The 13741-nt window shown below is 65.8% G+C and carries 14 protein-coding genes; 2 read left to right on the top strand and 12 right to left on the bottom strand.

Features of this window, described 5'->3' with window-relative positions; translation table 11 throughout:
• Nucleotides 1–1184, bottom strand: a 1184-nt coding sequence (locus AC07X4_RS03125) for an NAD(P)/FAD-dependent oxidoreductase (RefSeq protein WP_494739195.1), incomplete at its 3' end; no start/stop codon positions are given.
• Nucleotides 1157–2212 carry a DNA polymerase III subunit delta gene (gene holA / locus AC07X4_RS03120; protein ID WP_494739194.1) on the bottom strand — a complete coding sequence of 352 codons (1056 nt, stop codon included), beginning with the start codon at nt 2210–2212 and terminating at the stop codon, nt 1157–1159. The genes holA and AC07X4_RS03125, both read right to left, overlap by 28 nt.
• Nucleotides 2213–2400: 188 nt before the next feature.
• On the opposite strand from holA, the gene rocF reads away from it, so the two are divergent.
• Nucleotides 2401–3378 carry an arginase gene (rocF, locus tag AC07X4_RS03115; protein WP_494739193.1) on the top strand — a complete coding sequence of 326 codons (978 nt, stop codon included), beginning with the start codon at nt 2401–2403 and terminating at the stop codon, nt 3376–3378.
• A gap of 127 nt (nt 3379–3505) precedes the next feature.
• Here the strand turns inward: rocF and AC07X4_RS03110 are convergent, their stop codons facing one another.
• The 6 genes from AC07X4_RS03110 to AC07X4_RS03085 all read right to left on the bottom strand — a co-directional run bounded on the left by AC07X4_RS03110 (nt 3506) and on the right by AC07X4_RS03085 (nt 9518).
• Nucleotides 3506–4003, bottom strand: a complete 498-nt coding sequence (locus AC07X4_RS03110) for an LPS-assembly lipoprotein LptE (protein ID WP_056068079.1) — start codon at nt 4001–4003, stop codon at nt 3506–3508.
• A 4-nt stretch (nt 4004–4007) separates the two neighbouring features.
• Nucleotides 4008–6701 (bottom strand): leucine--tRNA ligase, encoded by a 2694-nt coding sequence (gene leuS, locus AC07X4_RS03105; protein WP_494739192.1) that lies wholly within the window; start codon nt 6699–6701, stop codon nt 4008–4010.
• 99 nt (nt 6702–6800) lie between these two features.
• Nucleotides 6801–7253: an ExbD/TolR family protein gene (locus AC07X4_RS03100; RefSeq protein WP_494739191.1), complete on the bottom strand. Its 453-nt coding sequence runs from the start codon at nt 7251–7253 to the stop codon at nt 6801–6803.
• A complete protein-coding gene (locus AC07X4_RS03095) occupies nt 7250–8038 on the bottom strand; it encodes a MotA/TolQ/ExbB proton channel family protein (protein WP_494739190.1) in 789 nt (262 codons plus the stop codon). The genes AC07X4_RS03100 and AC07X4_RS03095 overlap by 4 nt, the downstream gene beginning before the upstream one ends.
• Nucleotides 8039–8051: 13 nt before the next feature.
• Nucleotides 8052–8891, bottom strand: a complete 840-nt coding sequence (gene dapB / locus AC07X4_RS03090; RefSeq protein WP_436075875.1) for a 4-hydroxy-tetrahydrodipicolinate reductase — start codon at nt 8889–8891, stop codon at nt 8052–8054.
• Nucleotides 8892–8954: 63 nt separating this feature from the next.
• Complete coding sequence (locus AC07X4_RS03085) at nt 8955–9518, bottom strand: outer membrane protein assembly factor BamE (protein ID WP_494739189.1); 564 nt, start codon at nt 9516–9518, stop codon at nt 8955–8957.
• An 89-nt stretch (nt 9519–9607) separates the two neighbouring features.
• Here AC07X4_RS03085 and fur point away from each other — a divergent pair, with 89 nt between their 5' ends.
• Complete coding sequence (gene fur / locus AC07X4_RS03080; RefSeq protein ID WP_056068069.1) at nt 9608–10024, top strand: ferric iron uptake transcriptional regulator; 417 nt, start codon at nt 9608–9610, stop codon at nt 10022–10024.
• 118 nt (nt 10025–10142) lie between these two features.
• Here the strand turns inward: fur and hprK are convergent, their stop codons facing one another.
• The 4 genes from hprK to AC07X4_RS03060 form a co-directional block, all read right to left on the bottom strand.
• Nucleotides 10143–11099 (bottom strand): HPr(Ser) kinase/phosphatase, encoded by a 957-nt coding sequence (gene hprK / locus AC07X4_RS03075; RefSeq protein WP_056068067.1) that lies wholly within the window; start codon nt 11097–11099, stop codon nt 10143–10145.
• A 44-nt stretch (nt 11100–11143) separates the two neighbouring features.
• A complete protein-coding gene (locus AC07X4_RS03070) occupies nt 11144–11611 on the bottom strand; it encodes a PTS sugar transporter subunit IIA (protein ID WP_056068066.1) in 468 nt (155 codons plus the stop codon).
• A 113-nt stretch (nt 11612–11724) separates the two neighbouring features.
• The gene (hpf, locus tag AC07X4_RS03065) at nt 11725–12060 is read right to left on the bottom strand and encodes a ribosome hibernation-promoting factor, HPF/YfiA family (RefSeq protein ID WP_015016131.1); all 336 of its coding nucleotides are present in this window, start codon (nt 12058–12060) and stop codon (nt 11725–11727) included.
• A gap of 243 nt (nt 12061–12303) precedes the next feature.
• A complete protein-coding gene (locus AC07X4_RS03060; protein ID WP_494739188.1) occupies nt 12304–13533 on the bottom strand; it encodes an MFS transporter in 1230 nt (409 codons plus the stop codon).
• Nucleotides 13534–13741 lie beyond the last annotated feature (208 nt).

The following is a 13741-nucleotide window of genomic DNA, read 5'->3' as shown; positions in this document are numbered from 1 at the left end:
CCATTGCACCCCGCCACCCCATGCACCTGCGGCGCCAGCCGCCCCCAGCGCGGCGCGCCATTGCGGGTGATGGCGATGGAGCCTTCCCAGAAATGCTCCAGCGCCACATCGCCCAGCTGCGGAAAACGCGCGGCAAACACGGCGGCATGCTCACGCCGCACCCGCTCGCGCATCGCAGGGCTGACGCGGAACTGCGGCGCATATTCAAAGCCCTGGCGCACCAGAATGCGGTGATCGTCCGTGTAGCGTAGCGTGGCCCCCGTGACGGCGCTGGCGGGCGTCACGCCCCAGCCCTCGGGCGCGCCCAGGCGGCTGCGTTGCTCGGGCGTGAGCGGGGCTGTGAGCGAGCCAAAGGTGACCAGCGGAAACGTCTCCGCACCCCAGGCGCTGCCAAACAGCCCCAGCTGCTGCGCAAACCCATTGGCCGCCAGCAACAGTTGCGGCGCACGCACACGGCCCTGCGGGGTATGCGCCACCACCTTGCTGCCTGACAGGTCCAGCCGCTGCACCGGCGTTTGCTCGTACAGGGTGACGTTGGCGGGCAGCGCATCGGCCAGGCCCCGGCACAGCGCGGCGGGGTTGAGCAGCACGGTGCCCGGCGTGTAAAGCCCGGCGGCAAAGTAGCTGGTGCCCAGGCGCGCGGCCAGGGCGTTGCGGTCCAGCAATTCGTGCAGCGCACCCAGGGCGCGCAGCTCCTGCACATGGTGCTGCAGCGTGCGCTCGGCAGCGGGCGACACGGCGCAGTGGTACTTGCCTGCGCGGCGCCATTGGCAGTCGATGCGGTGCTGCGCCACCAGCAGCTCCAGGTCGTTCATGCCCGCCGTGAGCAAGGCCTGGTAGTGCGCGGCCTGTCGCAGTTCTTCGAGCGAGCTGCCGATGTTGTGCGGCACATCGATGGCAAAGCCCGAGTTGCGGCCCGAGGCGTTGTTGCCCACGGTGCCTGCATCCACCACCACGATGTGGGCGTGGGGGCGCAGCTCGGCCAGGCGGCGCGCGGCGGCCAGGCCCGCAAAGCCCGCGCCCAGCACCAGCCAGTCGGCCACCACCTCGCCCTGCAGCGCAGGGCGCGGCGTGCGCGGGGGCAGGATGGCGGACCAGCCGTTGGTGGCGTCGTCGTTGGGCAGGCGCAAAGGCTGGGAGGCAGCAGCGGCCGCCATCACCGTGCCGCGCTGGTCAGGCGGCACAGCTGGAAGGCCAGGCGCTGCAGGGCCTGCCAGCCGTCTTGCGGCCAGTCGGGCTGCTTGAGGCCTTTGACAATGCCGTCCACCGCGTGGGCCGACTGCAGCAGGCGAGCCAAAGCGGCATCGCTGGCCTTGGGCAGGATGCGTTCAAACAGCCGCTCCTTGGGGCCCCAGATGCGGTTTTCGCGCAGGGCCATGGGCAGGGGCTTGCCGGCGTTCATGGCGTCTTTCACGCGCTTCAAGGCACGGATGTCTTCGGCCAGCGCCCAGTGCACCAGCACTTCGGCCTCGCCCTCGGCCTGCAGACCATCGAGCATGCGCTGCACGCGGGCCGTCTGCCCGGCCAGCACGGATTCGGACAGCTTGAATACGTCGTAGCGCGCCACGCTGAGCACGGCGGCTTCGACCTGGGCTTGCGTCAGCTCTCCGGCGGGGTGCAACAAAGCCAGCTTCTGGATCTCCTGGTGCGCGGCCAGCAGGTTGCCTTCCACGCGGTCGGCAAAAAACTGCAGGGTGCGCTGGCCTTCCTCCCCCGCGACCACACGCTGGCCCTGCGCGGCCAGGCGCGCTGCGATCCACTGCGGCAGTTGGCCGCGCTCGATGGGGTCGATCTGGATCGACGTGCCGTTACCCTCCAGCGCAGCGAACCAGGCGCCGGTCTTGGTGGCTTTATCGAGGCGCGGCAGCATGACCATGGTGAGGGTGCTGTCGTTACCCCGGGCCAATTCGGCGATCTGCTGCAGCGCCACGCTGCCGTCCTTGCCGGGCTTGCCCGAGGGAATGCGGATCTCGACGATCTGCTTGTCGGCAAACAGGCTGAGTGACCCGCCTGCCGCCAGCACCGCACTCCAGTCGAAATGGGCACCGGCCACGGTGTAGCTGCTGCGCTCGGTGTAGCCCTGGGTGCGGGCGGTGGCGCGGATGGCGTCGGCCGCCTCTTGCTGGAGCAAGGGCTCATCGCCATGCAGAACATAAAGCGGCGACAGGCCCCGTTGAAGATGCTGAGAGAGTTGGGCCAGGGCGACTTGCATGCGGCAAAGTTTATCGCCTGGGCAGGCCCGGCATTGCGCAAATTGCCAGCGTATGCCCTCACAGTGCACAAGAGAGGTCACGAACCGATCAGCTGCGGCGCTGTTCATTGGCGCCCAAAGCCCTGAGAATTCCCCCGGGCGCCCGCGCCCTTCCCGCTCACTGCCATACCCCAGAAAGTCAGACCGCCATGCCCCCCACCGCCCTGCGCAGCGCCCAGCCCACCAGCCTGATCGGCGCCCCCACCGACATCGGCGCCGGCGCGCGCGGCGCCTCCATGGGGCCCGAGGCCTTGCGTGTGGCCGGCCTGCAGGCGGCGCTGGAGTCCCACGGGCTGCAGGTGTTTGACCGGGGCAACCTGAGTGGCCCCGCCAACCCGTGGCAGCCGCCCGTGGACGGCTACCGCCACCTGCCCGAGGTGGTGGAATGGAACCAGCGCGTGTTCGACGCGGTGTATGCAGAACTGCAGCTGGGCCACCTGCCCATCCTGCTGGGTGGCGACCACTGCCTGGGCCTGGGCAGCATCAGCGCCGTGGCCCGCCATTGCGCGGAGGTGGGCAAAAAGCTGCGGGTGCTGTGGCTCGATGCCCATGCCGACTTCAACACCAGTGCACTGACCCCCAGCGGCAATGTGCATGGCATGCCCGTGGCCTGCCTGTGCGGTTTCGGCCCCGAGGCGCTGACCGGGCTGGCCAGCATGCCGGGCGGTGGCCCGGCTCTGCACCCGTCGCAGATCCGGCAGATCGGCATCCGCAGTGTGGACGCGGGCGAAAAGCGCTTTGTGCACGAGCAGGGCCTGGAGGTGTTCGACATGCGCTACATCGACGAGGTGGGCATGCGCCAGACCATGCAGCAGGCGTTGGCCGGGCTGGATGTGCACACCCACCTGCATGTGAGCTTTGATGTGGATTTTCTGGACCCCGACATTGCCCCCGGGGTGGGCACCACGGTGCCCGGTGGTCCCACCTACCGAGAAGCGCAGTTGTGCATGGAGATGATTGCCGACAGCGGGCGTTTGGCCTCGCTGGACATTGTGGAGCTCAACCCCGCGCTGGATGTGCGCAACCGCACGGCCGTGCTGGCGGTGGACCTGGTGGAGTCGCTGTTTGGCAAGAGCACGCTCATGCGCGTGCCCTCGCACGGCCAGGGGCCGACGCTGAGCGCCTGAGCGCGCACATTCTTAGAGCAGCTCACAAAACTCAGCGAAGCGGCCATGGCCAAGCGTTTCGCCGCAGGCAGCACGACTAGTACGACAAGGCGAGACAACAACGCCAGGGGAGTTCTGTGAGCTGTTCTTAGCGCTTGGCTGCTGCGAGCCGGCGCATGAGCTGCTGCACCAGGTCGGTCCGCATGTCGCGGTAGAGCAGCGCCTCTTCGGCCTCCTTGGCCAGCGCAATGGTTTCGTTGTAGCTGATGTCGCGCTGCTGCAGCAGCTCGGTGTCCGGAATCAGCTCCACGCCGGTGGGCGTGCGCAGGCGGAACTTGATACGCAAGCGCAGTTGCAGCTCGCGCACCTGTCCCGACGCATTGAGGCCCACCACCACACGCTCCTGCTGCTCCTGCAGCAGATCGAAGATGGCCTCTGCCGTCGGCATGCTGGCCGGGTCGCGCAGCAGTTTGAGCTGGCTGCCCGATCCGTCGAGTGTGCGCTGCAGCTCACGCGCCAGCGGCGAGCTGGCAGGGGCCGCGATGTAGAGCGAGCCAAACCCGAACTCCGGCACGCCACGCAGCCGGAATCCGCAGGCAGACAACAGGGCCACCGGGGCCAGACTGAGCAGTGTGCGTTTGTTCATGGGGTCAGACCACCACGTTCACCAGGCGACCTGGCACCACGATCACGCGTTTCGGATGAGCACCTGCGGCCTGGGCCACAAAGGCCTCGCTGGCCAGCGCAATGCGCTCGATCTCGGCCTTGTCGGCCTGGGCGGGTACATGGATGGATCCGCGCAGCTTGCCGTTGACCTGCAGCATGAGTTCGATCTCGTCCTGCACCAGCGCACCGGCATCCACCTGCGGCCAGGGCGCATCGAGCAGGTCGCCCAGCGCACCGGCGTAGCCCAGGCCCGTCCACAGGCTGTGGGCGATGTGGGGTGTGGCGGGGTACAGGCAGCGCAGCAGGATGCCAAAGCCTTCGATCAGCGCCACCTGGGCACCGGCCGAGCTCATGGCCTTGAAATCTTCGAGCGCGTTGATCATCTTCATCGCGCCGGAGACCACGGTGTTGTACTGCATGCGCTGGTAGTCGTAGTCCACCTGCTTGAGCACGTTGTGGATCTCCAGGCGCAGGGCCTTGGCTTCCTTGCCAAACTGCACATCCTGCAGGCTGCTAGCACCGGCCACGCTGGCCATGGCAGCCTCGCGGTCGATGGCCGAGAGCTTGAGGCCGAAGTTCCACACGCGGCGCAGGAAGCGGTAGCTGCCTTCCACCGCAGCGTCGTTCCACTCCAGCGTGGCTTCGGGCGGCGCGGTGAACATGGTGTACAGGCGGGCCGTGTCGGCGCCGTACTTCTCGATCAGGTCCTGCGGATCCACGCCGTTGTTCTTGGACTTGGACATGGTGCCCACGCCCTCGTAGTCGATGGGCGTGCCCACGGGCAACATGCCGTCGCCGCTGGTGGCTTCGTTCTTGAGCTTGGCACCGATGATCTTGCCGCCTTCATCGAGCACATGCTCCACGTCGTGCGGCCAGAAGTAGTCCTTGCCGCCCTTGGCGGTGCGGCGGCTGTAGATGTGGTTGAGCACCATGCCCTGCGTGAGCAGCTTGGTGAAGGGCTCATCGACCTTGACCAGCCCCAGGTCGCGCATGACCTTGGTCCAGAAGCGGGCGTACAGCAGGTGCAGGATGGCGTGTTCGATACCACCGATGTACTGGTCCATCGGCATCCAGTAGTCGGCACCACCGGCCACCATGGCGTCCGCATTCTTGGGGTCGCAATAGCGCATGAAGTACCACGAGCTGTCCACGAACGTGTCCATGGTGTCCGTCTCGCGGCGGGCAGCCTTGCCACACACGGGGCAGGTCACGCCCGCGTGGAAGCCTTCGTGCTTGTGCAGCGGGTTGCCCGAGCCGTCGGGGATGCAGTCTTGCGGCAGCACCACGGGCAGGTCTTTTTCGGGCACGGGCACGGCACCGTGCTCGTCGCAGTGGATGATCGGGATCGGCGTGCCCCAGTAGCGCTGGCGGCTCACGCCCCAGTCGCGCAGGCGCCAGGTGGTCTTCTTCTCGCCCAGGCCCTTTTGCTCCAGTGCATGGGCCACGGCGTTCACGGCTTCCTTGTACGACAGGCCGCTGAAGCTGTCGGAGTTGATGGTGACGCCGCGCTGCTTGTCGCCGTACCAGTCGTTCCACTGGTGGTAGTCAAAGTGCTCGCCATCGACCAGCACGACCTGCTTGATCTCGATGCCGTACTTCAGGGCGAACGCGAAGTCGCGCTCATCATGGGCGGGCACGCCCATCACGGCGCCGTCGCCATAGCCCATCAGCACGTAGTTGCCGACCCAGACCTCGACCTTTTCGTCGGTGAGCGGGTGCGTGACGAACAGGCCCGTGGGCACGCCCTTTTTCTCTTGCGTGGCCAGCTCGGCTTCGGTGGTGCCGCCGCTCTTGCATTCTTCGATGAAGACCTTGAGCGTAGGATTGGTCTTGGCGGCATGGGCGGCCAGCGGGTGCTCAGGCGCCACGGCGCAGAAGGTCACACCCATGATGGTGTCGGCGCGCGTGGTGAACACGTACATCTTGCCGTCGCCGATCAGCGCGCCGTCATCACCCCGGATGTCGTGCGGGAAGGCGAAGCGCACGCCTTCGCTCTTGCCGATCCAGTTCTCCTGCATCAGCTTTACGCGCTCGGGCCAGCCGGGCAGCTTGTCGCCGGTCACAAAACCCAGCAGCTCTTCAGCGTAGTCGGTGATCTTGAGGTAGTAGCCAGGGATCTCGCGCTTCTCGACCGTGGCGCCGGTGCGCCAGCCTTTGCCGTCGATCACCTGCTCGTTGGCCAGCACGGTCTGGTCCACCGGGTCCCAGTTCACGACCTGGGTCTTGCGGTAGGCAATGCCCTTTTCCAGCATCTTCAAAAACAGCCACTGGTTCCACTTGTAGTACTCGGGGTCGCAGGTGGCCACTTCGCGGCTCCAGTCGATGGCCAGGCCCATGGCCTGCATCTGCTTTTTCATGTACGCGATGTTTTCGTACGTCCACTTGGCCGGTGGCACGCCGTTCTTGAGCGCCGCGTTTTCGGCGGGCAGGCCGAAGGCGTCCCAGCCCATGGGCATCAACACGTTGTAGCCATTCATGCGCAGATAGCGCGTGAGCATGTCGTTGATGGTGTAGTTGCGCACGTGGCCCATGTGCAGCTTGCCGCTGGGGTAGGGCAGCATGGAGCAGGCGTAGAACTTCTTCTTGCTCGTGTCTTCCGTCACGCGGTAGGCGTCGGTGGCGGTCCAGTGGTCGTGCGCCGCGCGTTCGACGTCTTGGGGAGAGTATTTGTCTTGCATGGGGGCTCGGGGGTGAGAGAAGAGTGCAGCCGCAGGGCCGCGCTGCAGGGATTTTAGGCGGTCAGGGGCTGGCGCTGGCGGGCCTGCCGTCCGGGCGCCTCAGCGGGACGGAGCGGGGGACGCAGGCGATACCGCGTTCGCCGCGGGTTCGGCCACAAATCCGATGCGCTGCAGCCCGGCCAGATGGGCCGCGCCCATGACTTCGACCACGCGGCCATAGGGCACGGCAGCGTCGGCGCGCAGTTGCACCTCGGTGTCCGGGCGCTCGGCACCAATGCGGCGCAGGCGCTCGGCCAGAGCGGCCTGAGAGAGGGGTTGGTCATCCAGAAACGCTTGGCCCGAGGCATCGACCACCAGGGCGACGAATTGCGGGGCCGTGCCGGGCGTGGCGCCATCGGTGCGCGGCAGGTCCAGCCGAACGGAGCTGGCCAGCAGCGGCGCCGTGAGGATGAAGATCACCACCAGCACCAGCATCACGTCCACCAGCGGCGTCATGTTGATGTCGCTCATGGGCTGCGGCCCGGTGGTTCGTTCGAGTCGTCCGAAACTCATGCCCCCACGCTCCCCGCTGCGCGTGGTTCGCTGCCCCCCAAGGGGGCTGACCCGCCTTGGAGCGGCCCGGCGGCGGGTCGGCTCGCATTGCTCAGGCCTTCTGTGGTGCCAGCCAAACTCTGGACTGGGGCCGTGTCGATGAGCAGTTCGCGCAGATCGCGCGCGAATCCTTCCAGGTCGGCCTCGATGCGGCCGATCAGGCGGCCAAACACGTTGTAGGCCAGCACGGCAGGGATGGCCACAGCCAGTCCGGCCGCCGTCATGACCAGGGCCTCGCCCACCGGGCCGGAAACGCGATCAATGGTGATCTGCCCCGCGCCTGCCATGGCGGTGAGCGCATGGTAGATGCCCCACACGGTGCCCAGCAGCCCCACAAAAGGCGCCGTGGAGCCCACCGTGGCCAGCAGCACCTGGCCAAACTGCAGGCGTCCCAGCACATCGTGCAGGGCATCGCGCAGCACCCGCGTGAGCCGCTGCGACAGGCTGCCTGCCGTGGCCAGCGTGGGCTGGGCCATGCTGTAGTGATTCGCTATCAAATTTGCAGCAACCACCAAAGGAAGCACTAGCGCATCCCGGTCAAAAGACTGCAAACGTTGCTGCGCGAGGGCCAGCGAGGGCGCCTGCCAGAACGCGGCCGTGCAGCGGGCCACGTCGGCACTGGCGCGGCGCATGAGCCGCAGCTTCCACACAATGACCACCCAGCTTGCCACCGACATGGCCAGCAAGACCAGTGCCGCACTTTGCGTCACGGCATCGCCCTGGCGCCACCAGTGGAGCGCGTCCATGGGAGTCGGCGGATCAGTGCAAGCCCAGCACGTCGAACATGTCGAACATGCCAGTCTTGTGGGCCGCCAGGAAGCGCACAGCGCGCAAGGCCCCCTGCGCGTACGTGGCGCGGCTGGAGGACTTGTGCGTGACCTCGATGCGCTCGCCGATGCCCGCAAACAGCACGGTGTGGTCGCCCACGATGTCGCCACCACGGATGGCAGCAAAGCCGATGCTGGAGGGGTCGCGCTCGCCCGTCACGCCTTCGCGGGCGTACACGGCGCAGTCCTTGAGGTCGCGGCCCAGGGCCTCGGCAATCACCTCGCCCATCTTGAGCGCGGTGCCCGAGGGTGCATCGACCTTGTGGCGGTGGTGGGCTTCGATGATTTCGATGTCGTACCCCGTGGCCATGGCCTTGGCGGCCATTTGCAGCAGCTTGAGCGTGACGTTTACACCCACGCTCATGTTGGGCGAGAACATGATGGCGGTGCGCTGTGCGTAGGCGTCGAGTTCGGCCTTTTGCGCCTCTGTGAAGCCGGTGGTGCCGATGACGGCCTTCACGCCCAGCTGGCTGCACACGGCCAGGTGGGCCAGCGTGCCCTCGGGGCGGGTGAAGTCAATGAGCACCTCGGCGTTCTTCAGGCCGGCCGCTACGTCGGCCGTGATGGCCACACCGCTGGCATAGCCCAGAAAGGCAGTGGCGTCCGAGCCGATGGCCGGGCTGGCGGCCACATCCAGTGCACCGGCCAGCACGCAGTCGTCACTGGCGCGGATGGCCTCGATCAGCATGCGGCCCATGCGGCCCGAAGCCCCGGCGACGGCTACACGGAGGGGGGATGCCGCGGGAGCCGCAGGCGAAGAAGTCGCGGTCATGAAAAGGTCCTGTTCATTGATAGGGCAGCCAGCGCACCGGGCTCACTGCCAGGGCCGCAAGGTTCAGCGCGCGGGCGCTTCGAGCGGCGGGTAACTGGTGGCGGCAGGCAATGCCGGCGGTGTGGCCGCTGCTGGCGCGGGGCGCTCCTTGACCGGGTACTTGGCCAGTTGCTCCGGCGTGGCCTCCAGCACCGGCACCTTGCCCTTGGCACCGTCGCGCGCACCCAGCGTGGCGACGAACTCGGTCTCGGTCGGCATTTCATCGCCTTCGGAGCGCTCCAGGGCATCGCCCTTGAAGAACACGGTCAGCTTGCGGGTCTGAATCTCTTCGCCAGGGCGTTTGAGCGTGAACACGTACTCCCAGCGGTCCGCATGGAACAGGCTGGTGACCAGCGGCGTCCCGAGAATCTCACGCACTTGCTGGCGGCTCATGCCGGGCTGCAGGGCTTCGACCTGCTCGCGGGACACGAAATTGCCCTGCACCACGTCCACCCGGTAGGGCTTGACGATGTTGGCGATGCGGCTGCTGGCGCCATCCAGACTGCCGCAACCGGTCAGGGCGGCCATGCTGGCACCGATCAACACAACCAGGCCCAGACGGGCGCTGTAACGGGCTTGGACGGGCATGGGTAAAAGGCCAAAGGATATGATCGTCCCATTGTAGCGGCAGCCCCTCCGGACCCTGAGCCGGTTGCCCGCCCCCGAAAGAGCCAGCCATGACCAATATCGACGAACTCAAAAGCACGGGACTCAAGGCCACACTGCCCCGACTGAAGATTCTGGAGATTTTCCAGAAGGGTGCGCAGCGCCACATGACGGCCGAAGACGTGTTCCGCGTGCTGCTGGAAGAGCGCTCGGACATCGGACTGGCCACCGTGTACCGGGTGCTCACACAGTTCGAGCAGGCTGGCATCCTGATCCGCAGCAATTTCGAGAGCGGCAAGGCGGTGTACGAGCTCAACGAAGGGCAACACCACGACCACTTCATCTGCACTTCGTGTGGCAAGGTGGAAGAGTTTTACGACCCCGAGATCGAAAAGCGGCAGCACGCTGTGGCCAAAGCCAAGGGCTGGCTGGTGCAGGACCACACCATGGCGCTGTACGGACAGTGCGCCGACTGCGCTAAGAAATGACTCCCCCTGAGCCACCTTCGGCGTCTTCCCACCGAGGGGGACGCTCCCGGCGCGGCGGGGCGGCCCTTGCGCGACGGCGCTGGTATGGGCCGCGCCAGTTTCGGTGGCCTGAGCGCCGCTAGCCGCCCGTATCGCGCTCCATGGCGCGGCGATGGCGTTCGACAAACTCTTGGTAGGTGTCGATGCCGCGCAGTTGCAGGATGGTGTTGCGCACGGCGGCCTCGACCAGCACGGCGATGTTGCGGCCGGCGACCACCTGGATCACGACCTTGAGCACCGGTACGCCCAACACGTCCTGCGTGAGCGGCTCGTAGGGCAGACGCTCGTAGTCACGCTCCAGCGTCTCCTTGCGCACCAGGTGCACGATGAGCTTGAGGCGCATCTTGCGGCGCACCGCCGTCTCGCCAAAGATGGCGCGGATATCGAGCAGGCCGATGCCGCGCACTTCCAGCAGGTTTTGCAGCAGCTCGGGGCACTTGCCCTCGATGGTCGTCTGGTTGATGCGGAACAGGTCCACGGCATCGTCGGCCACCAGGCCGTTGCCACGCGAGATCAGCTCCAGGCCCAGCTCGCTCTTGCCCAGGCCCGACTCGCCGGTGATCATCACGCCCAGGCCCAGAATATCCATGAACACGCCGTGCATGGTGGTGCGATCAGCGAAGTGCTTGGACAGGTAGGCGCGCAGCACGTCAATGACAAACGCCGACGACTCGTGCGTGGAAAACATCGGAATCTGCGCGCGCTCGCACATCGACACCAGCGCGTCGGGTGCGGTCTGGTTGTCGGCCAGCACGAGCACGGGAGGTTCCAGCGTCACTATACGGGCGATGCGGCGCTTGCAATCGTCAGGGGAGGCGTTGCTCAGGTACGCAATCTCGCGCTCGCCGAGGATCTGAACCCGGTACGGATGGATGTAGTTGAGATAGCCGACCAAGTCAGCGCCGGAACGCGCGGAGCGCACAGCCACTTCGTCAAAACGGCGCTCGGACGCTCCGAGACCTGCCACCCACTCCCACTTCAGGGGGCCGCGAAATTCCTCGAAAAGAACATCGGCGCTGACAACATTGGGCTTCACGGCAGGTCAGTCAGGGTGATCAGCGCAGGCGGCGGGGAAAGCACTCAGGCCGTTTGGGTGGATTGCCAGCCCGCGATCATGCCGTGCAGTTCGGCGGCATCAGCGCAGGCCTTGAGCTTTTCGCGCAATGCAGAGTCGCTGAGCAACTCGGCAATCTCGGAGAGGATTTCCAGGTGTTTTTGCGTGGCCGCCTCGGGCACCAGCAAAAAGATCAGCAGACCCACCGGCAACTCGTCCGGCGCATCGAACCCAATGGGATTGAGCAACTGAAACACGGCCGCCATCGGGGCCTTGAGGCCTTTGATGCGCCCATGGGGAATGGCTACGCCATGACCGAGACCGGTGGAGCCCAGGCGTTCGCGTGCAAACAGACTGTCGGTGATCAGCGCCCGGGAGAGGCCGTGCTGGCTCTCGAACAGCAGACCCGCTTCTTCAAAAGCACGCTTCTTGCTGGTGGCGTCCACGCTCACAAGCACTTGAGCGGAGGGCAGGATGGAGGCGAGTCGGTTCATGGTCAAGGGTAACAATTATGCACATATTGGCGAAAACCCTGAGCGCGGCGCGTCAGGCAACAAAAAAACCGCCCGAGAGGGGCGGCTGCTGTGCCAGGCTCAGGGCTGGCGCATCAAGCGTGCAGTTCGCGCTTGGCGGCTTCGTGGTGGTGATCTTGCAAACGGTCCTTGTGGCGGACCACCTGACGGTCCATCTTGTCGACCAGTTCGTCCACAGCCGCATACAGGTCGGCGTGGGAGCTTTCGGCAAACAGGTCGCTGCCCTTCACGTGGATGTTGCATTCCGCTCGCTGTCTCTTTTCCTTTTCCTTTTGCTTCTCTACCGTCAGCAGTACCTTGACATCGACAACTTGGTCAAAATGGCGGGTGATCCGGTCCAGCTTGGTGGTGACGTAGTTGCGCAAGGCGGGAGTAACTTCGAGGTGGTGACCGCTGATCGTCAAGTTCATAAATAAGTCTCCTGTGGCTCTCGGTGGAAAAACGCCGTCCTGGATCAGAGGAGCGGCTCGGCGAACTTGGATGCATCTGTTGTTGACGTCGTGGGTTCACTATGCCCCTGCCCTCCCTGAAATGCAATCCCATACCGCCGCAGGCCGCTGGGTTATGCCCGGCAAGGTGCCAAGCACCCGAAAAGCGCGCACAATGGACGGATTGAAGGGGCTGGCCAAAGTGCAGCGCAAACCCCTCCCTTGTCACCGTGCCGACGGCACCGCGCCATGCAGCGTGAGGCGCCCCACCACCAGCATCGACAGCAGGCTGGCGCCGATGCCCACCAGCGCAGCCACCCAGTAGTTCTGTACCAGCCCCTGCGCATCACGGCTGATCAGCACCCCTCCCACAAAAGAAGCAACACCCATCGCCGCCGATTGCACGGAGGCGTTCAGCGTCATGAAGGTCCCCCGCAAAGGCGCGTGCGCCGCAGAGGCAATGATGGCCATGCCCGGAATCATGCGGCCACTGACAAAAGTGAACATCAGCGTGGACACCATCAACACGCCCCACAGCGGCAACCCCTGCACCAGCGTGATACCCAGGATGCAGGGAAGGCCTGCGAGGGCCAGCCACCGGAAGGTGGGCACCTTGCCATGCCGGTCTGTCATGCGCCCGAACAGCCGTGCCGTGAACAAGGTCACCACCCCGCCACACAGGTACACCAGCGGCACCTGATCGGCGCGCACACCCGCATTGGTCTGCATGTAAATGGTGATGTAGGGAATCACCGTAAAACCTGTAAACATCAGCAACGCCGAGAACAGAAATGCCCAACGGTGGTTGCCATCCGCCAGCACCAGGGTGATACCGCTCAGCACAGAACGCCCGTTGGCAGCCTGAACATGGCCCGCCATGGTCGGTAGCGTGCGGGCCGCCTGCACGGCCAGCACTCCCACCATGGCGGCAATGCCAATGAACGGCAGGTTCCAGCCCCCGTACTGCGCGAGGATCAGCCCCAGGGGCACGCCAGCCACCGTGGACACAGAAAACGACGTCATCACGATGCCCATGGCACGCCCGCGCCGCTCAAAGGGCACCACGTCCGCCACGATGGTCTGCGACAAGGCCGACAGCACGCCGCCAAAAGTCCCCGCGAGAATGCGTGCCACCATCAGCGTGCCGTACGTGGGCGCGAGGCCACACGCCAGCGTCGCCAGCCCAAACAGGCCATAGAGCACCAGCAGAAGCCGCTTGCGACCGAAGCGATCGATGTAAGTCGAAGCCAGCAGGCCTGACGCCCCCGCCGACAGCGTGTAGGCAGACACCAGCAAACCAAACTGCGCGTCGGTGATCGCAAACAGCTGCGTGAGCTGCGGGCCCAGCGGCATCATGATCATGAAATCCAGGATGTGGGTGAACTGGATGCCTGCCAGCGTCAGCAGCAGCCACAGTTCGCGGCGGGGAGAAAGCTCAGGCGTAGAAGAAGACACAGCAGACGGCCGCAGGGGCCCAGGCAGGTTCAGGGCCGCCCAGTGTGCCGCATGCCTGCCCGGAACACACCCTTCTCGGCGCATTCCCCGCGGAAACCGCCGCCCTTCAGAGCGGCGCGTAAAATCCATCGGTTGCGTCCAGGCCTCCCCTGCCGCGCCCCCTTTCCCCCACGTTCTTCGGACTGCCCGCAGCGGACACCCACCGCCC

This window comes from Acidovorax sp. GW460-11-11-14-LB4, assembly GCF_059423685.1.
This window is presented reverse-complemented; position numbering and strand designations above follow the sequence as displayed.